This window comes from Larkinella insperata (assembly GCF_026248825.1).
Lineage (GTDB): Bacteria > Bacteroidota > Bacteroidia > Cytophagales > Spirosomataceae > Larkinella > Larkinella insperata.
Map to the genome: position 1 here is coordinate 4,964,598 of NZ_CP110973.1, position 21,129 is coordinate 4,985,726.

General features: G+C 42.9%; 13 protein-coding genes, 1 tRNA gene and 1 pseudogene. 8 read left to right on the plus strand and 7 right to left on the minus strand.

Annotation, left to right across the window (positions count from 1 at the left end; translation table 11 throughout):
* Position 1: 1 nt before the first annotated feature.
* From OQ371_RS20125 to OQ371_RS20135, 3 genes are all read right to left on the minus strand, one after another.
* A complete protein-coding gene (locus OQ371_RS20125) occupies positions 2–1,324 on the minus strand; it encodes a glycosyltransferase (RefSeq protein WP_265990123.1) in 1,323 nt (440 codons plus the stop codon).
* Between the two features lie 111 nt (positions 1,325–1,435).
* Positions 1,436–1,816 carry a cupin domain-containing protein gene (locus tag OQ371_RS20130; protein ID WP_265990124.1) on the minus strand — a complete coding sequence of 127 codons (381 nt, stop codon included), beginning with the start codon at positions 1,814–1,816 and terminating at the stop codon, positions 1,436–1,438.
* A 312-nt stretch (positions 1,817–2,128) separates the two neighbouring features.
* The gene (locus tag OQ371_RS20135; RefSeq protein WP_265990125.1) at positions 2,129–3,391 is read right to left on the minus strand and encodes an asparagine synthetase B; all 1,263 of its coding nucleotides are present in this window, start codon (positions 3,389–3,391) and stop codon (positions 2,129–2,131) included.
* Positions 3,392–3,561: 170 nt separating this feature from the next.
* On the opposite strand from OQ371_RS20135, the gene OQ371_RS20140 reads away from it, so the two are divergent.
* The gene (locus OQ371_RS20140; RefSeq protein WP_265990126.1) at positions 3,562–4,800 is read left to right on the plus strand and encodes an ABC transporter permease; all 1,239 of its coding nucleotides are present in this window, start codon (positions 3,562–3,564) and stop codon (positions 4,798–4,800) included.
* A gap of 119 nt (positions 4,801–4,919) precedes the next feature.
* Positions 4,920–5,006, plus strand: a tRNA-Leu gene (locus OQ371_RS20145).
* Positions 5,007–5,739: 733 nt separating this feature from the next.
* On the opposite strand, the pseudogene OQ371_RS26370 reads toward OQ371_RS20145, so the two are convergent.
* Both OQ371_RS26370 and OQ371_RS20150 read right to left on the minus strand, forming a co-directional pair.
* Positions 5,740–6,507, minus strand: a pseudogene (locus OQ371_RS26370) (recombinase family protein); the annotation flags it as partial.
* Positions 6,508–6,731: 224 nt separating this feature from the next.
* Positions 6,732–7,658: a MerR family transcriptional regulator gene (locus OQ371_RS20150; RefSeq protein WP_265990127.1), complete on the minus strand. Its 927-nt coding sequence runs from the start codon at positions 7,656–7,658 to the stop codon at positions 6,732–6,734.
* A 262-nt stretch (positions 7,659–7,920) separates the two neighbouring features.
* Here OQ371_RS20150 and OQ371_RS20155 point away from each other — a divergent pair, with 262 nt between their 5' ends.
* The 5 genes from OQ371_RS20155 to OQ371_RS20175 all read left to right on the plus strand — a co-directional run bounded on the left by OQ371_RS20155 (position 7,921) and on the right by OQ371_RS20175 (position 16,543).
* Positions 7,921–9,243: a virulence-associated E family protein gene (locus OQ371_RS20155; protein WP_265990128.1), complete on the plus strand. Its 1,323-nt coding sequence runs from the start codon at positions 7,921–7,923 to the stop codon at positions 9,241–9,243.
* Positions 9,244–9,332: 89 nt separating this feature from the next.
* Positions 9,333–10,694, plus strand: a complete 1,362-nt coding sequence (locus OQ371_RS20160; RefSeq protein ID WP_265990129.1) for a hypothetical protein — start codon at positions 9,333–9,335, stop codon at positions 10,692–10,694.
* A gap of 369 nt (positions 10,695–11,063) precedes the next feature.
* Positions 11,064–11,477: a hypothetical protein gene (locus tag OQ371_RS20165; protein WP_265990130.1), complete on the plus strand. Its 414-nt coding sequence runs from the start codon at positions 11,064–11,066 to the stop codon at positions 11,475–11,477.
* 138 nt (positions 11,478–11,615) lie between these two features.
* Positions 11,616–12,533 carry a sugar phosphate isomerase/epimerase family protein gene (locus tag OQ371_RS20170; protein WP_265990131.1) on the plus strand — a complete coding sequence of 306 codons (918 nt, stop codon included), beginning with the start codon at positions 11,616–11,618 and terminating at the stop codon, positions 12,531–12,533.
* An 806-nt stretch (positions 12,534–13,339) separates the two neighbouring features.
* Positions 13,340–16,543, plus strand: a complete 3,204-nt coding sequence (locus OQ371_RS20175) for a sacsin N-terminal ATP-binding-like domain-containing protein (protein ID WP_265990132.1) — start codon at positions 13,340–13,342, stop codon at positions 16,541–16,543.
* Between the two features lie 940 nt (positions 16,544–17,483).
* Here the strand turns inward: OQ371_RS20175 and OQ371_RS20180 are convergent.
* Both OQ371_RS20180 and OQ371_RS20185 read right to left on the minus strand, forming a co-directional pair.
* Positions 17,484–18,356, minus strand: coding sequence for a hypothetical protein (locus OQ371_RS20180; protein ID WP_265990133.1), 873 nt, complete (start codon positions 18,354–18,356; stop codon positions 17,484–17,486).
* A complete protein-coding gene (locus tag OQ371_RS20185) occupies positions 18,353–20,131 on the minus strand; it encodes a caspase family protein (RefSeq protein ID WP_265990134.1) in 1,779 nt (592 codons plus the stop codon). Before OQ371_RS20185 ends, OQ371_RS20180 begins: the two co-directional genes overlap by 4 nt.
* A gap of 396 nt (positions 20,132–20,527) precedes the next feature.
* Here OQ371_RS20185 and OQ371_RS20190 point away from each other — a divergent pair, with 396 nt between their 5' ends.
* Positions 20,528–21,124 (plus strand): hypothetical protein, encoded by a 597-nt coding sequence (locus tag OQ371_RS20190; protein WP_265990135.1) that lies wholly within the window; start codon positions 20,528–20,530, stop codon positions 21,122–21,124.
* Positions 21,125–21,129 lie beyond the last annotated feature (5 nt).

The following is a 21,129-nucleotide window of genomic DNA, read 5'->3' on the forward strand; positions in this document are numbered from 1 at the left end:
GTTAAAAAACGGAAGGATTGGTAACCGGCCGCAGCGACTCGCCCAGCACTTCGCCGATGTATTTTTCGCACAGGCTGTTGGGGTTATACCCCGCAAATTCATCCCGCAGTTTCGACAGACTCCGGCGATAGACCGGGTCCTTCAGAACGGTGTGGACCTGCGTGCGAATCTGATCGGGCGTTGGCGTTTCGGTCTTCAGGTTGACGCCCAGCTTGAAGTAGCCGATGCGGGCCGTAATCTCGCTTTTGCCTTCGTGAATCCCGGCCGCCACCATCGGCAACCGATTCTGGATGCTCAGCATAACGCCACCGTAGCCGCCGTTGGTAACGTACACATCGCAGTACGGCATGATTTCGTTGAAATCCACAAAGTCTTCAATAATTAGATTGTCGTGCGGATAGCGGGCCCGCAACGCGTCGGTTTGGGAGCCGCCCGTGGTGGCAATCACCAGGAAATCGGAATCTTTGAAGGCTTCGAGCGTCGGAACGATGATTTTTTCCGGATCCCGTTCGACCGTTCCCTGCGTAACCAGCAGGACGTTGCGGTAGTGTTTCAGTTTCTCGTAGTGGTTAAACGGATAGCGAATTCCTTTGCTGTAGGGGAGGAGCGGACCGACAAACCGGACATTTTTGCTCATGTCGCGCCGGGCGTACTCAAAGCCGGGCACCCCACTCTGGAGATACACGTCTGCACTGCGGATGAACGCATCAAAGAGAAAATCCTGGGTCGGGGGCAAGCCGTGTTGTTGCAGGAGGCTGTTATACAGGCCGGTGCACGGTTTCAGCAAGACGTTGGTTGTCAGGTAGCGCAGGAAATCTTGTTTGCGTTTACCAAAGAAACCACGGGCGGGCGTCAGGCCCATGCCGGACGGTGGCAAGTCTTTCGACGTCTCCGACAGAGGGACAATCCCGATGGTAGCTACCGGCACGTTCAGCAATTTTTTGAGCAGCGGAGCGGCCGAAAACAGGGCGTCGCAAACCAGCAGATCGAACGGAAATTCCCGGTGGATTTCGGTAATGTCGACCACAAACTCCGGAGCCCGGTGCAGGAAAACGTTGTTCAGATCGAAGCGAAGCCGGGCGATGGCGCTCTTGATCTGGTTGCGTTCCGGAAACAGCTCCTCGATGTTTTCCTGATTGACCAGCCTGGCGGTCCGGAACGGGTAGACCGGAATGCCCAGTTTTTCGGCTTTGGTAACGTAATGTCCACCGGTGTACCAGCGAACATCGTGCCCCAGGCTCTGCAAGTGTTTGGCGATGCCCGTAAGCGGGTTGAAATGCCCGTCGGCGGGGATGGTGGCAAAAAGTATTTTTTTAGTGTTCATGATTGATTTGTTGTTGGAAGGAGGAAGGATTCAGATACACCACGAACCGGTGGGGCGCAAAAAGGTGCATAAAGAGGGGAGTCACCCCACTGCGCCAAGGCGAAATGGCCATCAAATCAGCGAACCGTACTGCGGGGAAATAGAGTAGAAATACAGACACGGCCGGTTGGACTGATTGCGCAGCGTGTGCCGCGTCCCCGGCGGCACGGTGAGCGACTGCCCGGGTGTCAGGCGAATCCAGCGGTCGTGGACAAAGATTTCCAGCTCACCGTATTCAACCGAAAAATATTCTTCCTCTTCGGAGTGCGTATGCAAAGCCGTTCCGCAGGCTCCGGCCGCCAGCCAGACCACACCGGTATCAACTTTGGACGCTTGCGGGGAAGGCAGAAACCAGTACTTGATGCCGCAGGTGGCCGCCAGATCAAGGTCGGCTTCGCGGATGGCAACGTGGGAAAGGTTGAGGGTTGCCTGAGAGGTTGCGTGGGTGTTCATGGGTATCCGCAGAGCGGTGGTAGTTGTTGTTTATGATGCGAAGTGTTCGGCTTCGTTTGCCAAAGGTCATAGCTCCGGGCGGCTCTTTCAAGCGCATGATTCGTGAACACGGAAGTTTGGGGCCTGAACTGGAAACTTTGGGGGATGAAACCGCTCCGGAAACACGGCTTTTCCGGCCGGTTGCTGCGTTGCGCCGAGTTCGAAATCAGACACAAAAAAGCGGGTATTGAACGACGGTTCCAAACCGTTCACTCAATACCCGCTTCGGGTGGTTTATGAAATAAAAATCAGACGGTTATCAGGCGCTGAATCTTAGGTTTTCTGCTTTTTCTTTTTGGCGGCCGGGAACAGAATATTGTTCAGGATCAACCGGTAACCCGCCGAGTTGGGGTGCAGGTTCAGGTCCGTTGGCTCCTCGTTGATTTCGTGCCGGTAGTCTTCCGGATCATGCCCCCCGTAGAACGTAAAGAACCCTTTCCCGTACGGCGCGTGAATGTACCGCGCTTCGTTGGCGGCCCGGTTTTCGGCCAGCACCACCACTTCCGGTTTGATGAGGCCCTTCTTGAAGGCCGTCGTTTGCCCCATGAATCCCTTGATGATGTTCATGTGGTTCTGGGTCAGCATGGTTGGAATGGGGTCCCACTTGGCCGAAAACTGAAAGAGGGTAAAATAGTCGTTCTGTTCGATCAGGCCGCGTTCTTCGGGCTGGTTGTCGATGTTAGAGAATTCAATCTGGTAGGGGTTGATGTAAACCTGAAAGTTACGGAAGGCCAGCGTCTGGCTGTAATCCAGTTTGCTGTTGGCCGCCGGATCAGCCGCGTCGCCATCGTAGATGGATTCCGCAATGTCGGTGTTCTGGGTCGCCAGGGCGATGTCGTAGGTGTCCGTGGCGTTGCACATGGCGAACATGTAACCGCCCCCGAGGCAGTAATCCCGGATTTTATTAACCACGTTGCGCTTCAGTTCGGAGACTTTGTTAAGACCGTATTTTTTGGCAATCAGCTCGGCTTCCCGTTTTTGGGCCTGGTACCAGGGCTGGTCGCGAAACTGAAAAAACTTGCCATATTGTCCCGTAAAATCCTCGTGGTGGAGGTGGAGCCAGTCGTACTGAGCCAGTTTTCCGTCCATGACCTCCTCATCAAAAACCGTTTCGTAGGGAATTTCGGCGTAGGTCATCACGAGGGTAACGGCATCATCCCAGGGCTGTTTGGTTTTGGGGGAATACACGGCAACTTTCGGGGCTTTCTGTAGTTTGACGGCGTCCATGTTGGCGTCCGGTGAGGAAACCTCCGCCAGAATCTGGCCCCCCTGGGCGTCCGAAATAACCTCGTAGCTGACGCCCCGAATCACCATTTCGTTAACAAACCGCTGGTTGTGGGGCATCATAAAACTGCCTCCGCGGTAGTTCAGGAGCCAATCGATTTCGGTGTCGTACTGCCGTAAAACCCAGTAGGCAATGCCGTACGCTTTCAGGTGATTTTTCTGGTTCTCATCCATCGGGATCAGGATTTTCGACGCCAACGTCGGGGTCGTCAATGCCAAAATCAGGATGAGCGGTAGGAGCAGCCTTTTCATCGGTAACGTATTTAGAGCTGTTTTCTGTAGTTTTGTATCTACACGAATTTAACGAAGATAAGCAATTTTTATGCTAAATGGTTTTCAGGGAAAAGGGAATGGGAGCTGAAAAAGAAGGTGAATTTCAGGCCGTTTTCTCCGTGTTCCTGCTTTCCAAAGCCGTGTAATTTATGAATTTGCTCGAAAACATTCGCGAAGGGTTGCGGTCGATCATTTCCAATCGCCTGCGCACCATCTTGACCTCGCTGATCATCGCCATCGGTATTACCTCGCTGGTTGGCATTTTGACGGCCATCGACGGGCTTCAGAGTTCGGTGGACAACAGCTTCGCCGGTTTGGGCGCCAATACGTTTGATATCGAAGGCCCGCAGGATTACCGCCGGTTTGGTGGGCGGGCCGAAAAGCGGGTACCGCCCATCGACTACCACCAGGCCATGACTTTTAAACGACGGTTTCAGCAGGGTGAAAACGTGTCGGTTTATGCCTCCGTAACGGGTTCGGCTCAGGTAAAATACGCATCGAAAAAAACCAATCCCAACATTCAGTTGATTGGAGTTGATGATAGTTACCTGGCCATCAAAGCCATGAAGCTTCAATCGGGGCGTAACTTTTCCCTAACCGATCTGGAAAATTCACTAAATGTTACCGTTATCGGTAGTGAAGTCGCTTCGACCTTATTTGACCGGAATCAGAATCCGCTGAATAAAGAGATCAATGTATTGGGGGGCAAGTACAAGGTGATTGGAGTGCTGGAGAAGAAGGGCGGTTTTTCGGGCGGAGACGATGACCGGCTGGTGCTGGTGCCGCTGGAAAATGCCCGGGCCATGGCCGCAAACCGGACGCTGACTTTCAATATCACGGGTTCGGTACCGAACATGAAAGACGCCGAAACGGCGGTGGAAGAAGCCCGGGGGCTGATGCGTCAGATCCGACGGGATGCGCTGGGGCGGCCGGATACGTTTGAAATCAGGCGGGCGGATGAACTCGCAAAGGATTTTGAAAACATAACGGGTTACCTGCGCATTGGCGGCTTTGGCATCGGGTTTATTACGCTGCTGGGGGCTTCGATTGCGCTCATGAACATCATGATGGTGTCGGTGACCGAACGAACCCGGGAGATCGGCATCCGGAAGTCGCTGGGGGCTACGCCCCAGCGGATTCGGGAGCAGTTTCTGATCGAAGCCATCGTGATTTGCATCATGGGCGGTTTGGGAGGAATTGTTCTCGGCATCGGGATTGGCAACCTGATTTCGACGGTGGTGAGCCAGGGCAATGGTAACTTTGTTGTACCCTGGTTCTGGATGGCGGTAGGTATTCTGGTCTGCGTGGCAGTTGGTTTATTCTCAGGAATTTACCCGGCTTACAAAGCCTCCCGGCTGGATCCGATTGATGCTTTGCGGTACGAGTAGCTCACCGCAATGATGCTATTTTTGCGAAAATAAACGGTTTTTTAGCCCGTAGGATTTGCAAAACCGTGCCAGATTCTTACTTTTGCACCCACGTTCGCTGAGCGACGCGCCGTAGTAATGCCGGGATGGCGGAATCGGTAGACGCGTTGGTCTCAAACACCAATGTCTGCAAGGGCATGCCGGTTCGAGTCCGGCTCCCGGTACCAAACAGGACAGGTCACCCGATTGGGTGACCTTTTCTTGTTTATTGTCCTCGTTGATGTCTGATTTAGAGGTAATTAGTTCTACAAAATAATTCAACTCTGTGGTTCGATAATTTTTATCCTCATAAATCAACTTTCCCGGAAATATCGAACCGATGATCTTTTGCTTTACTTCTAACGGAGACTCATTGTAATACTTGCCGGGACTGCCTAATAGCGTACAACCGTATTTCAGATACCGATTGAAACTATCATCCTGATTCTCTAAAAAAGTAAGCTGAGCCTTGATTCCCGCTTTTTCTTCTTCGTACTGCCCTTTCTTTCTCTGGTAAGTAACCCGATCAATATCGTCATCAACGTATTTGTCCTCCAAAGAGGAGAGCCGTCTATTTGCCAGTTCGATCTGTCCGGTTAGGCGCTTGGTCTCACTCTCTCGTTTTGCGTTATCCGTTCCAAATACATCTTTCAAGATTGCATAATAAAGATTCATTACTTCCTCTGGTAGTGCCATTCGGTCAAGAAACAGAGCAAAGTCACGATTTGCTTCATCAGCTCTGAACCGTTCTTTGCAACCATGTTGGCAATGGTAGTAATAGTGGATGCTTCCGTTTCGGCTACGAGACCCACTACCAGTGAGCTTATGACCGCATTCTTTACATTGGAGAAATCCACGCAGGAGTAATTCGTCACACCGAGTGTTGCTGATCGAAATAGCTTTTCGTTTGCCTTTTAATATATCCTGTACTTGTTTAAAAGTTTGTTCCGAGACCAATGGAAAGTGTTTTCCGATGAAAAATTCCTCTTTTTCGTCTTTCCAGGCGGCTAAGACAATTCGGCCTGCATAAAAAGTATTTCTTAGCGTATCAAGAAAATTGCTTTTACTGCATATCAGCCCTTTTTTGCGAGCTGCTAACCTTACTTCCTCTGCTGTGTAGATGCCTTTTGCAAAGGTTTCAAAGGCCTCTTTGACGAGAGGACCTATTTTTTCATCCACATCAATCTCCTTTGTCAACGGATTATTCCTATAACCAATGGGAGCCCTCCAAGGCCAGCGTCCTTCACGGACAGCCTGACGCATTCCTCGTTTGGTGTTTAATCCTCGTCTTTCGTTATCAACCTGGCCTAGTGTAAAATTTATAACAAAAGGTAGTAAGGCTTCTGGGGTATCCAGTTCAATGTGATTTTCCAACGTACGAAATTGGATGTTCCAGGCTTTAAATCGCTGAAGCATTGCTAAGCTTCCGTATACATCACGAGAAAAGCGGTCTGCTCGAACGCACAAGAACATGTCCGGGTTTATTTTTTTTGCTACTACATCGTCTACAAAACGTTGAAACTGGGGACGATTAAAATTCTTAGCTGAATGATCATCCTGATAATGAGATATCACCTCAATATTATTTTGCTGGCAATATCTACGCAGGCGCACTTCCTGATCCTGCAAGCTAAACCCGTTCTCCTTCTGCTCGTCGGTTGAGACTCTGGTATACAACACCGCTTTCATCTTTTCTTACTGATTTTTTAAATTCCTGGTATTCTATTTCTGCTAATTTGTATAGGACTTCAACGAGTTGTCTAACTTGTTCCTGGCTATACTTTTGTTCTTTCCTATTTACTATTATGTCACATACATTTATTCGTAACACGTTATTTAGTACGACGCACCAGCATCCGGTCTTTCCGGTTAGCCAGTCGATCAATCAATAGGGCCGGGATCTCCGGTACCTGTTATAGTTTCATCTTCGTGGTTCGTTCAAAACTCACTCGTTTGCCGCCATTGGTTTTGTAGGTGATTTCCTGATAACCTTCCTTAACAAACCAGTCCGATAGGCGAGTGCCTAAGTCGTCTATTTGTCCTTTCTCCGTTAGTTCAATCATTTTTATTTCACCATCGGTGAGCCGGATGGTTAGTTCACTCACATCCTTACGGCGGAGGTGTCTTAAGAGTTCTGCCTCGTTTTCATTTAAAATATCCTTTATCAGGATATTGTCCAGCCGCCCTTTGGCGGGTTGTTCGGTGGCTTTGATCAATAATTGACTAATTATATGCCCAATTGAAACTTGCACGAACGACTCAAATTCTTTATCTCTGGTAGTATCTTTAAAAAATAGTTCTATCACTTCCGCTTTAGGATTGCCCCATATGGTCTGACAATATCCATCAGAATAGAGCCGAATAGCAGCGGGATTTTTCTCTACAACGATTACGGCCAGGAAACGGGAGAAACGCTCAGCAGCGTTTCTTTTATTATCACCCTCAAACCAATAATCACTGGTAAACTCCTTCTTTAGTAACGGTTCGAATGCATCCATATAGCCGAAGGTGCCAAAGTACCGCAACAAACTTTTGACCATCTCCGGCAAGGCCACTCCCATGTCCATAAGCTCCTGAAGTATCTTAATCCAAATGTATTCTACAAAGCTAAAGCGTCGCCATTTATCGGTTGTTTCCCGCTCCACAGGTAGCAAGAACTTCTTCTCGTCCCAGTAATTGAGAGTGCGATAGGAAAGATTATCAATGTCTTTAAGCGTATAGCGCGGTTCCCATACTACTCCAGATAGATCTCCTAATTGACCCTGATCGTACCCTATATAGTTTTCAATCTTCTTACTCATAACAATTTGATTTCCACAAAGATACAAAATTAAAATCATAAAAACAACAGTAAGGTATATTATTTTGTATAAAAATGAACAATAACGTATATTTTTATGTTATATAGTTAGCTAGCAGGAAAATGGGTTCTACAGCGGCGTCACCTTGTCAGCAAACGTTCTTTGATATGTTGGATTGCGCTTCAAGCTGGGAAAGCTAGCCAATCACATGGAATGCTGTAGCTTTTCAGGATAAAATGTAATATCCTGGCTGAGATAGCAGTTGTTGTCTTAGAAATTTTATATTTTTTATATTAAATGTATGAGTGAAAGAAGTAGAGAGGCCAGTCAAGCGCTGGCAAGTATAATCAATTATATGCAGGAGGATTTACCGACGAAGGCCCCGGATAAGGAGTCAGGCCAAGTAGGGAGCCGGTTTGAACAAGTGGAACGCTTTCTGAGCCAAAACTATAGCTTTAGGTACAATACTGTCAAAGGCCAAGTTGAAATTTTGGATTCGGAAGCTGACCATTTTGTGCCAACAACAGACTGGATCGAGAACTCTATATTACGACGAGTTCGTCAAGCTGGATTAAAATGTGATAGCGCAACTTTACGCACCATCCTGTTGTCCGACTTCAGCCCGAGTTACGATCCATTTCAGGACTACTTTTCCAGACTGGAAGCTTGGGACGGCCAGGACCACATTCAGCATTTGGCTGAGACGGTTCAGACTACGAAGCCAGAGCTGTGGCCAGTGTGTCTGAGGAAGTGGCTTGTGGCATCAGTAGGCAGTTTGCTTGAAGCAAGGGTAATCAATCATACGGTGATTGTTTTCTCCGGAAAACAAGGAATCGGAAAGACAACTTGGATGGAAAAGTTAGTCCCTGGAAACTGTAAGGATTATCTCTACTCTGGCACTGTTAATCCTAACAATAAGGATACAATGATCAATATGGCTGAGTGTTGGCTGATCAATCTCGATGAGCTAGAGAATCTAAACAAGTCCGAGGTGGGGTCGCTAAAAGAGATGATTACAAAGAGTAACATTCGTATTCGTCGTCCTTACGGCCACAACAATGAGAACTTGCCTCGCCGAGCCTCCTTCGTTGGTTCGGTAAACGCTGCCCAGTTTCTGACAGACACCACTGGAGGTAGACGCTTTTTATGTTTTGAAGCGGTCAACATTCATCATCAGCATGATGTCGATATGAACCAGGTATATGCGCAGGCGCTGGCACTGTTTAGAGGAGGATATCAGTATTGGTTCAATCAGGCAGAAACAGCCGAAATTGAACGTAACAACGAAGAGTACCGCGCTAAATCCGTGGAGGAAGAATTGCTGCTGACTTATTTTAAACCGTGCGGTAAAGAAGAGGCAGATATGTACCTGAACGCGACGCAGGTCCTGGAGAAGATGCGTGAGCGTGGTAGTCATATCAATCCAAGCACGAATGCTAGCAGAAATTTAGGGATGATTATGCAAAAACACGGATTTCTACGAATGAAAAAAGGTGGCCTGTATGTATATGCCCTTAGAGAACGTAAACCAATAGAGATTGCCAGTGATAAGCATCGCGCTACGGTGAATACCAATGAATATCACATGCAAATCATGATGGATCTCGCCAATCGAGACAGGTAAGTAGGGTAAGTAAACGCAGTAAAAATTAATTTGATCAACCACACCTCTCAACAGGGTGTGGTTTTTTTTTAATAAAATATAATAAAACAATGAAAGCTAAAAAAATAGTATTGTTGCCTTATAATCTCGACCTGGAGTCGCTTTTAGAGGAACATCCGCCTCAGGTAAGGCTACAAGTCGAAAATCTCAAATACATCCTAGGGTTGATTTCGGAATTACCCGCCTATGATCACCGCCTGTTTACCTCTCAGCAAGAGGAGGCCTTGTACGTTTCACTAAATGCCAAACTGCTGAAAGAAAAAGTCAGTAACTACCACCATTACCTTCGCTATCTGCAAGAGGTAAGTGTATTGGAATGTGACAACGCCTATGTGCCGGGTTTTAAGTCAAGAGGGTATCGCTTTACTCAGCCCTATCAGGGCAAACTGATTAAAGATGTCATCACCAGACCAAAACTGGTGAGCCATACGGAGCTTGAACAGCAGGAAGATGAACAGGTTTCGCAGCAGTATGGGAATCTGATCCGTCCTTTCGATGGGTTGAAAATTGATAATGACCAAGCTCAGCAGTATATCGATGGGTTGTATGAAGAAGAGTCCCACTCACCACAACCGAAAATAAGACAGAATGCCGCCTGTCGATACGGTGCCTACCAAACGATGATCAATCACTTATCCGAACATACCGGGCGATTTAAGGTGGATTCGAAAGGGCATCGGTTTCATTCTCCATTGACGAATTTGAAAAAAGAATTGCGTCAATTTTTGACATATAAGGGTGAACCATTGGTGGCATTAGACCTGAGTTGCTCGCAGTCTTATCTAGCTACATTGCTATTTAACAGAGAATTTTATCAGCCTTCTGAGGCTACAACAAAGGTAGCTTTAATTTCACTGCCTGCAGAGACACAAGCGTTGTTTAGTAAAGATTTATTAGCGCGTATAGTAAATTATATTATTAATTTTGATACTGTAATAACTAGTAATCCATGTACCTCCCTTCCTCCTTCCCCTGTGTGCCCCCTTATGGTCGAAAAAAGTGAAGATAAATTAATTTCAAAAGACGTTGCAGTAGCCCGAGAATCGATAGTAACCAAAAAGGATGACGAAGTAAAAACATACTTATCATTTTTAATTGATGGAAAGTTTTATGAGCTATTGGGGGAACAAATTCAACGAGAGACGGGGCGATCGCTGAAGACCCGCCAACAAATGAAGGAGGTGATCTTTACCGTCTTATTTTCCAAGAACGGAGAAAAACATCCTGCTTTAGTCTCTCGTAAAGAAGCATTCGTTACGGTGTTTCCCTGGATCTACGGGTTATTTGAGTTACTGAAGTCGGATAAGCATAGTTCTTTAGCCCTGCTGTTACAAACGATTGAATCAGAGATCTTCTTGAACCGCATTGCCCAGCGCATTACGGCTGAATCTTCAAATGTACCCTTTTTTTGATTCATGATTCAGTGGCTACAACACCAGCTTATATTGATTATGTGGAAAGTGTAATGAAAGAGGAGCTAGAACAGGCTGTTGGTGTGATTCCCAACCTTAAAAGAGAGGAATGGGGTGGAGGGAAAAGAGAAGTTGCCAAAGAGCGGCCAATAATCGCTCTCTAATCGATTATATTTCTAAAATTGATTCAGACGTTTAGTTGGGATTTATAATGCCGTGACGAAGCTAAAAATGGCCTTAAATCAAGTGTATTAAGTTTATTGTTTAAACAGCGAAAAGATTTAGTTATTATTCGTGGTTATAATTTTCTGAAATATGCAATTGACAGTAGTTAATTTTACGTGATTGTAGAATTTATAAAGAGCGGCTATGGGAAATCGTCGTTTTGAGAAGTTGCCTTCTGGCTTTCGATTTTTCTTTTCAAAGAAGGAAATCAAAGCCATTGAGAAGGAAAATAACATTCTGTTTAGCTTATGGTGTGGCGGAGTGGGTTACAATACTCATTTCAACGAAGATCAATCGATTCAAAGCTGCTTTGAACCTGTTTTCTTGACGGGTCAAAATGATGAAAACGGGTTTAAGGTAAGCCTTTTTATGTCTGGCTTTCGAAACGAACTTTTACCCAAGGAGTTGGAAGAACAGGCGAAAGGGCTGGTCAAAAGTTGTATTCTCAACTACATTCAAGAGTTGTTGAATCTTAAGGTAACCGACCTTAAACGAATTAGATACCTCAGACCAGAGTTACAAATCAGTAACCGTACCGTTCGAATCGTTTTAAAATAATTAGCCACTCCGGTTTTGATGTCATTCCTCTTGAGGTCAGTAACTGAAAGTGGCTTGGTGCTTTTGGTCTTACTGGTCCTAATGATATCTGTTGGTCATTGGGGTAAGCGTGAATCCGTCAAATCAAGTAAATTGAGTATGGAAGAGCTACTGCTAAGTCGAAGGTCTTTTTTAGAGACTGCCCTGTTAACTGCACCATTGGTGGTTGCCACAGAATCTCAATCGATGGCTCCTGCTTTAGCCAAACCACTTCCCGTTCGATTAAGCTGTAATCTTTATTCGTTCAATGAACCTTTAACGAAGGGGCAAATGACCTTAGAGGAGGTCTTGGTGTTCTGCGCTAATCTGGGTTTTGCGGCAGTTGATCCAACAGGCTATTACTTTCCTAATTATCCAACTCTGCCTGACGACGCTTATGTTTACCAAATCAAGCGAAGAGCGTTTCGCTTGGGTCTTGACATCAGTGGAACAGGCGTACGCAATGACTTTACCTTACCCGATTCCAATCGCCGGAAAGCAGAAGTCGAATTGGTCAGAAAATGGCTCGGATTTGCCAGTAAGGTAGGAGCACCCGTGTTACGCATATTCGCTGGAACGGGGAAAAAACTTTCATCTAGCTATAACCGGGAAGAAGTGCAAAAGTGGGTTGTTGATGCTATAGGGGAATGTACAACCTATGCAGCTCAACAAGGAGTAATGCTGGTGTTGCAAAACCATGCCGATTTTATTCGAACCGCAGATGATGTCTTGGGGGTTATACGGCAGGTCAACTCTGATTGGTTAGCGGTTAATTTAGATATTGGCAGTTTCAAGATAGGGGACCCTTACGCCCAAATCGCTCAAGTAGCTCCGTATGCTGCAACCTGGCAGATTAAAGAGAATCTGTTTGTTGATGGGCAGGAGGTCGCCACTGATCTTACTAAAATCATGCAGATCGTAGGACAATCAGATTATCGGGGTTACCTACCCATTGAGACGCTGGGAAAGGGCGATCCTAAAACGAAAGTATCAGCCTTCTATGAAAAAGTGAAAAAGGCAGTGGAAGCAGTTGGTTAAGACCGCTATAGGTATTAAAATCTATTATGCGTATGCAAAAGGAGAGGAGCGAACAGTACCATTAATTTAGAGTCTATTACCTTGTCTTGTAATTTTCTCTGTCCAAATAAGATTATAGCATTTTTTGAATGTATACAGCGACAAAAGAAAGAGTCATGCTGCTTTATCTAATGGGGATATCAGTAGTAGCCAGAATCAGAACTATGCGGGTATGTAGGGTAATTGAATATGACTAAATCTCAATCTACTTCTGCTTCATTACAAGTCTGCATGGTTTGCAACTTTGCAAACTCTATAAAAAGAGACAATGAGGTCTCCCACACTCAGAATATTGGGAAAATGAACATTGATTCATAAGATGAGGATTTGAGATCTACAGTCAAAGTAAATTAAGGTAAAATTAGGCTATTTTGTCTTTCTCGTAGAAAGGGAGTATAAAAATACTTGGATTAACATAACCTGTCCTGAAAATCGTATAATGGAGATGTTGTAGAACAGATTAACAGCCAATCCTTGGTCCTATAAAATACCGCTAAGTCATTTTACCAAAGGAATATTGATAAAATTAATCATTTCATTATTATTTACATCTTAAAATAAACTAAAACATCGTATAAAATACATGGAACTATATAAGCCTGAATCTCAGCCAAATTGTGTCATAAGAGTTCACGTAAAATTATTTGTTGGTTTGAAATAGGCACAGTAATGCAAAATGCGTATCATGCATAAAAAATGCTGCCAGGTGGTAGCAAGTATTAAACATTACCAAAAGCAGTATAAGTTAAAAACAATTTTAAATTAAAATGGACGAGATATCAATTATAAACCGTGAAGAAATATTAAAAAATGCAAAAACAGAATCCGAATTATCAGATTTGAAACAACACGCAGATAAAATGATAAGAGGTTTTGAGAATTTTACCAATTTTTCGTCTAATCGAGCCGTATGGGAATTAGTTCAAAATGCTTGTGATTTGACCTCAAATTGTGAAATAGTTTTGGATTATAGAAATAATGGTTTTTCATTTACTCACAACGGAAAACCATTTACAACAAAGTCATTTATTTCTTTAATAAAGCAAGTAAGTGGAAAATATGGAGAGGAGTCCGACGCTCCAACAGTTGGGAAATATGGAACAGGCTTCTTAACGACGCACACATTCGGGCGTAAATTTCGCATAAATTCAATTCTTGAAGCTAATAATACTTTTTTTGAGATTAAAGATTTTTTAATTGATCGTAGCCCTAAAGAATGGAAATCTTTAAGTGTAAATATCAAAGATCAAAAGGAGAATGTATACAGACTTATACAAGAGGGCGCAATAGTTACAGAACCGGAAATAAAAACAACGTTCACGTTTTTGCCCGAAACTGATCAAGAACTAAATTACATAGCTGAATCTAGTAAGGATTTAGAGGAATATATTCCTATCGTTTTGACAATCAATGATCGAATTAGAAAAATAAGTATAGTTTCAAATGAAACTGAAATTTCATTTGAACGAGTTTTAAAAGAAAAGATGCTGAATGAAAGTGGAATAGAATTGTTCAAAACTTATATATCAAAAAATGGAAATAATATTGCATTGTTTTCTATTATAGATGCTAGTAATCAAATAGAAGTTATTCTTCCTATAAATGAAAACTATGAGTTATTTCAGTTTCCAGAAAGAGTTGCCCGATTGTTTTTATATTATCCGTTGATTGGTTCAGAAGATTTTGGCTTAAATTTTGTTATCAACTGCAATCGGTTTCTGCCAACCGAACCAAGAGACGGAATTCATTTGAAAAGTAATAAAGATCAGTTGAGAGACCAAGAAATAGCTAATCAATTAATAATAAATGAAGCTTCTCAATTGATTTTTAATTTTTTAAAGAGTGATGTTATAAAAGTCGATAATCCCCTACTATATGCTCAAATAAATTTCAAAAGAAATACAGAGGATGATTTACTGAATGGCTATTTCAAAAAATTACAACAAACTTGGGTAGAAGAATATAAGTTATTGCCAATTGTCGAAACCGTTGAAGGTTTCAAGCATGTTAATGAAATTTATTTTCTTAAAGAAGAGCTTTTGACTAATACAGAATATTTTAATGATATATATGCGTTAATATCTATATTTTACAATAACATTCCAGTAAAAGAGAAAATATTTTTATGGAGTAAATTTTCAAGTGAGTGGGAGAGTGAAAATGTTAGATTTATTGGTCACCAAGATTTAATTAATGCAATAGCACAGGAGAGTTTATTCAAGTATGACAATGAAATCCTAATTACCTATTATAAAAGTTTAATTGCTGAAGAAAAATTACATTATTTTTCAGAATACGCTCTATTGCCAAATTTAGATGGTAGACTTTGTTTGCTTTCTGCGCTTCTTGCACCTCAAAACTTAAACGATACACTCATAGAGATAGGGAAAGCTATAATCCCGAACTCGATTGAACGACTAATCCACAAGGACTTTTCCTTTAATTTTCATTTTGAAAAATTTAATAGAAAAGATTTTTCTAACAACGTTAAAGCTAGATTAGATGAACTAGAGGCTTCATCTTACATTTATTTTTCTGAAACAAACAATACAGAAGAGTATATCTTTCGATCTCTTGAGAAAACGCGACAGCTTAGCGGAGTTTTCTTTAATAACTTACTAAGTTACTGCAAGATAAGTAATAATGTTAATTCTCAGAGTAAACCTTCCGCATTAGTCAAAATAATCAGTAAATACTATTCTTTAGATGATAATTTGATTCAACTAAGTAATCTTGAAATTCAGGAAGAAAACTTAGATATCCGTTCAGCAAGAAAGGTTTTAGTTCAAATATTTTTTAATATACTTCAACATCATAAAGAGGGATGGGTACAGTTGAATAAAGATTTATTACTTGAAATAGCAAATCTTAATGAAGACAGTTTAAAAGAAGTTTATTCTATTTCAAGGATCTACCCTAATCAGTTGGGTCAACTAAAGAGTAATAGTGAACTAAAAAGAGATATTGATATAATTCCAGAAATTAAAGACCTTTATAACAAAGTAACAATGGGCGAAATTAGAAAAGATTTAGTCTATAAAGAATTTAACGAGTTTGTTGCTGAAGATAGATTTATAACTAATAAATATTTGACTAGCCAAATTGAAGACATTTTCTTCGACACAGATATCCATAATATAAATGAGCATCCATTTAAAGATGAAATATTGAAAATTATATCATCATTGCGCGAAAAAAAATATGCTGAATTATTTCCTAGGCTTGATGATAAAAAAGCTAATTTGATGTTAGAGATAGTTACAAACGAGAACACAAAAGACGAAATCTTTTCTATTGTTACATTAAAAGAATGTGAATTAAAAAGGCTTGGGAGACTTGTACAAGAATTCAACTTTATAGAGATCTTGAATGTTGCAACAACTTTAATTCAGCAACAAAAAGAAAATGATTCAGATTTTCATCATAAACATGAAATTGGGACATACATTGAAGCTCTTATCAGACAAAAGCTATCTTCTGAATTACAGAAAAGAATTTCATTTGAAGATAAAAGAGACATTAAGACGTCAGACATACAAGGCGGCCAAGACATTGTAATACTTCTTGACGGCAGACCTGTTTATTTTATAGAAGTAAAATCAAGGTGGAATTCACAGAATTCTGTTTCTATGAGTAAACTACAACTTCAACGTGCTGTTGAGCAAACTGAACGCTATGCTTTGTGTGCTGTGGACGTTACACGCTATACAGGCACAAACGACAGATACCAACTTTCTACAAACGAAATCTTACCGCTTACAAAAGTGGTAATGAATATTGGTAGTATTATCAGACCATTAATTGAAGAGAATTTGGAAGCGGAGAAAAATCAAAGCGAATTAGTACACTTAATTGACTACAGAGGTATTGTGCCTCAAGAGATTATTAAAGGTGGGGATGATTTTGATAAGTTTGTTGAACTACTTTCGGAAATAATTGTCAACGCAGTAAATAAAGAGAAAGTATTATAATGACAAGTACGTCAGTTGTCAACCGATGTTTGCAATATTGTGTTGACGTAATTTTGATAAGTATTTATATAAGGCTTACTATTGGGATTATCTTTAAGTTTAGTGCTTAAAATATCCGCACAGTAAGTTGAGTGCATTGTAGATATAAGCAGTCGTTAGTCAAGTTGTTGGTCGCTTCTCTTAGGTGTGTTTTCTTGCGACACGGATCATATATCATTGCGAAGTTTGAGTCCAAATTAACAAGGGTAAGGGCAGGAAAAAAATCATAATATTTGCCATTTTGTCTCATGAATATTGCTAATAAAAGATGATTATTTTGCCGTTAGATACATAATTTCATGATTAGTTGCTTTTCATAATTTTAAATTTATTGTCTGTCATGGCTATCTCAATATCATTCAAATTTTATTTCGGCCATGTTGTAATCAATGGGCCTGTTTATTATCGGAGTTGGGGTATAAAGCTGTTTAATAGAGTTGTGCAACAGAGAGACTATTATATGTTGAAATATAGCTGTTTTTTGTAGTTCAGTTACCTTACCCACCTAGTGCAAAGAAAGTTACTCGAAACCAATTATTTCATCCCTGCGATCCTACTCGGAATCGATTATACTTTAAATTGAGTAGTTAATCATCACTGAAATGGAGTATTCCAGTTGACGATTTGTGATAGGTATGCCCAATGGATGAGCCCATCATTTTATAAGCCCACCAATTGATTCAATGTTGCTGTACCCCCTATATATGGAAAAACGCAATTGCTTTCCAAGGGTAGGTTGGGTAAGTGAAAATTGAAGGACTTTTAATTTCTGTTACTCGTACTTGCTCCTACCAATCGTACCAGTACGAAGAGTGCGAAAGGTACGAGAAGAAAGAGGTTAATACAGAGTTACTTCAAAATGAAGTGCCGTCGGGTGCTTTTCACACCTCTACAAGTAAAGCTAGGCTGATTGAATGGCTTTGTAAATCGTCAGTGCGACATCAGGATCGTCCAAATAACCTGCAATCCCATGTCGATTATCGGTGTGGTTATTCACCCTTGTATTATTTATAATCGTTGGCGTAACTGGAAAGTTAGACTCATCGAGTGGGTAAAGGGCAACGACATCTCGATCGTCCAATGCGTTGTACCAGCTTTTGACACTAAGAGGAGTAGCTAAAGGACTGTCCAGCTGTCTTTTAATGGCTTTTATCGCTAATGGGGATCCAACAGTCAGGTATAAAAGTATTTTTCTAGTAGAGCTAAGGCTACTTAACACATTATAGCCAACAATTGAACCCAATGAATGCCCAATAACCACATAGGGTTCATCTGCAACAAACGCTTTTGCTACAATCGCATCGATAGCTCGTCGTACTGCTTTGTTAGTCAAGTACACGTATACATCACGGGTAAACCGATCGATAGTACGATCTCCCAAAGGGGTTCTGTCTAAAGCTCGTAGAATTGCTTGTACCCATTCCCAGTTAAGAGGTCCCTTTTCTTGGGGAAGACCAGCATAATGAGTCTGGATTTCGGCATCAGATATTCCCTGGTTGACCGCCATCTCGTACAGAATTTTACCTCGAAATTCAGCCTCGCTGGAATCTGAAGTGTCACCTTTCGTCAAAACGTCCGCTACTAAGGGAGTATCAAATTGATTGATTAGATCAGCCAGCTTATCCCCATAAAAGGGGAAAATAATATCTATGTCTTCAGGCAGCGACAATCCCGCTTTGTTTAATCCTCGTAGCAAAGATGCTTTCCATTGGGACTGTAATTCGACCCGATCCTTCCCCTGCTGATCCCGGCCATGAATAAAAACTAGCTTCATATAAGTGCTTTAGTATTCATTGCTTTTTGTAATATTGATAGGCCTTCTTCTGAGAAAGTCGTCCACAAGCCTGGTAGTAGATGACGGCTTGCGGCCAAAATCGCTGGGTTAAGCAAATTCTTATAGGGGTCCATATAAGCCCATCCCTGCATAAGCATAGGACAGGCAGGAGCAATTGGAGGAAACGTAGACTCTGAGAATGCACCAGCTAAAAGAGCTACATCGAACAGAACCGGTATATTTATATTATATTCATCTACGTGAATTTTATCACGCACCATATATTCAAAGACAGAGCGGACTTCCTGCATGAGACCCGACTGGGTGTACGCGTAGGCGGCATAAAGACCCAGTGTGGGGTCAATGCTTTTTAATGATCGTAAATACTGAGCCCCTTGGACAGTCATATCATCGGTTAAACGGAAGGAGCCATTGCGAGCTGCTACTGCTACAAAAGCGCGACGTTTATCCAGATTTCCTTTTACCTCCTGGTATTCATCATACTTGTCGCTGCTTCGGCAGGGTGTGTAGTTTACCGTTACAACACGCTTGTCTTCTAAAACTACCGTTCCAATAAAACCTGGAAGAACAGCCAGCAATATTGCTTTATCCTCAAATTGTATTAAGATAGACTGGTTGGGCTGCCCATTCTCAAAATTGAAAGGCACACGGATGTGGTCATTGCCATTCTCTTCAAACACATCAACCTCTGTTTCCGCCATGGTTGCTTTCACTTTAGCTCCAACCACGGTAAAGCCAGTACGTGTTTCAAAGTTGGGTCGTCCCTCTGCTGACACAATGCGATTAACGGACTTGGTGAGAATAGAGTGTTCCGGGCGAGACAATACGGCTTCTACTGTCGGCATAGCCTGCTCACTACTCATCGAAAAAGCACTGGCCTGGAGGCTTTCAATGATCTGCCCATACGCTGCTCCTCTCAACTTAATTTCCTTATCTGGGGAAATTGGTAAAACTGGCGTATGCTCTTGAGGATTCGTCGATAAAAGTGATAAGAAACTGGGAGGATGGTGGGATTCAACCCGAATGTCGGGCTCCTGTTTCAACTTAATATGCACGGCTGAAGCGGCCAGAGGTACTTCGCTTTCTAAGTAGTTTTTTAATTGCCAGGATGGAACTACCTGTTGTAGTTGCGGAGGTTGACCTGCTTCGATAATCACCTGCGAGACTAGCCCATTCAGTCCCTTCAACATACATTCAGTGAAAATACCCCGGTAGTTAACCACAGCTTCATCCGGTGGAACTTCCAAAGCTGGATCGCCTGGTAATGTAGCATAAAATACATCCACTGTCGGACGGGGAACGTGCGGGCTTCGGTTTGGAAATATAGTACTACCCGTAACCTGACTTAACTCTGTGGTAGTAGGTCTGGATCGACACGCATCCGAAATAAACACGACATGTTTGATGCGGGCGTTACGTGCTAATAGGATTGAACTGGTTAGATTAACGGCCTCATTAGGGTCATCAGGCGATCCCGTCAATAGCCACAATTCATATTCCGGTGCACGCAGAATGCCATGCCCAGAAAAATAGATTATCAATTGCTCGTAGGTTTGTGATTCTACATACCCTTTAACAGCCTTTTTAATATCGGATATGCTAACAGGCCGGTCATTTGCATCAGTTAGCAGAGTAACCTCAAAGCCCTGTTTATTGGCCCAGTTTGCAAAGTCGATTGCTCCTGAGCCAGCCGCATTTAGTTTGGGCAAGCCTCCGGTTTTATCTACGCCGATTATTACTGCACATTTCTTCATACTCAAAGACTAAGTTGTACCACTGCCCTCTCACTCACTGGGTTTGAAGTCAAATTAAAAGGATACCCAATCAATTTGATAATGGGGTATTTCCCGTATTTAGTAATAGGATCAACTTATGGGGGGCAATTATCACTTTGGCTAAAACTTCAGGTTTGTTGATATGCTTTCAAAATCAACAAGACTTTAAGCAAATTAGCTACCCATCTTACCCTTGCTAATCTGTTATTACTGGAGGCACATAAGTAGTGATTTCAGACTTTGACATAGGTGTAAAAGAGACAAGGCAGTCGTGACTTCTCCCCGTCACTCGATTGTGTCGTCGGGTACCCCGGTGGGTCCGTCCGACACGAATTTGATCCGGTCATCTTTTTCACCTTTAAACATTTTAGAAAAATGGGTACTTTTTTCACAGTACTGGGCATTGCCTTTGCCCTGTTTATTCTCAAGTTCATCTACGACAACTTTCTAACCGACAAGGCCGACAAGGCTTGGCAGAAGCTCAAAGAGCAAGATCCTCAGGCGGCTCGAATGATTGAGCAGAATCAGGGGTTGAACCTGAAGACCAACTACCGCATCCGGGAAGATGGTCTGTATCTGTGGACCTTTCAGGGGAATGGCCTCAATGGCTACATCGCGGGCATCTCGATAGGATTGGTTTTCCAGAAGGGTAGAGTTGGCAAATTTGAAGCTGAGTTTGTGGTAGCCTTATCGAAAGAAGAAGTCCAGCAAGCTCTGCAAAGTACAGCTACCGGCTACCTTCAGGAGGTTTCACCCGATACGGCTGATTATGAGGTGGATGGCAAGCAGCTCTTTATCCGGTTTTACCCTGACTCCCAGAAGCCAAACACGTATCTGGAGCTCATTGGTGAGATCACCGCCAAAGGGCTACGACTGGATCTAACCCAGCATTTCATCAATTACGTGAAGGCAGATCTGGATAGCCAGGTTCTTTTCAAAGGCGCTGAGTTTATCTTCTTACCGGCTTATTAACTCTT

What these genes read in the sequence shown, in the direction of transcription:
- OQ371_RS20135 (WP_265990125.1), bottom strand. Translation starts at nt 3,391, where the DNA reads ATGAAAAGGCTGCTCCTACCGCTCATCCTGATTTTGGCATTGACGACC.
- OQ371_RS20170 (WP_265990131.1), top strand. Translation starts at nt 11,616, where the DNA reads ATGGAAGAGCTACTGCTAAGTCGAAGGTCTTTTTTAGAGACTGCCCTG.
- OQ371_RS20125 (WP_265990123.1), bottom strand. Translation starts at nt 1,324, where the DNA reads ATGAACACTAAAAAAATACTTTTTGCCACCATCCCCGCCGACGGGCAT.
- OQ371_RS20180 (WP_265990133.1), bottom strand. Translation starts at nt 18,356, where the DNA reads ATGAAGCTAGTTTTTATTCATGGCCGGGATCAGCAGGGGAAGGATCGG.
- OQ371_RS20190 (WP_265990135.1), top strand. Translation starts at nt 20,528, where the DNA reads ATGGGTACTTTTTTCACAGTACTGGGCATTGCCTTTGCCCTGTTTATT.
- OQ371_RS20150 (WP_265990127.1), bottom strand. Translation starts at nt 7,658, where the DNA reads ATGATTTTAATTTTGTATCTTTGTGGAAATCAAATTGTTATGAGTAAG.
- OQ371_RS20155 (WP_265990128.1), top strand. Translation starts at nt 7,921, where the DNA reads ATGAGTGAAAGAAGTAGAGAGGCCAGTCAAGCGCTGGCAAGTATAATC.
- OQ371_RS20160 (WP_265990129.1), top strand. Translation starts at nt 9,333, where the DNA reads ATGAAAGCTAAAAAAATAGTATTGTTGCCTTATAATCTCGACCTGGAG.
- OQ371_RS20165 (WP_265990130.1), top strand. Translation starts at nt 11,064, where the DNA reads ATGGGAAATCGTCGTTTTGAGAAGTTGCCTTCTGGCTTTCGATTTTTC.
- OQ371_RS20140 (WP_265990126.1), top strand. Translation starts at nt 3,562, where the DNA reads ATGAATTTGCTCGAAAACATTCGCGAAGGGTTGCGGTCGATCATTTCC.
- OQ371_RS20175 (WP_265990132.1), top strand. Translation starts at nt 13,340, where the DNA reads ATGGACGAGATATCAATTATAAACCGTGAAGAAATATTAAAAAATGCA.
- OQ371_RS20185 (WP_265990134.1), bottom strand. Translation starts at nt 20,131, where the DNA reads ATGAAGAAATGTGCAGTAATAATCGGCGTAGATAAAACCGGAGGCTTG.
- OQ371_RS20130 (WP_265990124.1), bottom strand. Translation starts at nt 1,816, where the DNA reads ATGAACACCCACGCAACCTCTCAGGCAACCCTCAACCTTTCCCACGTT.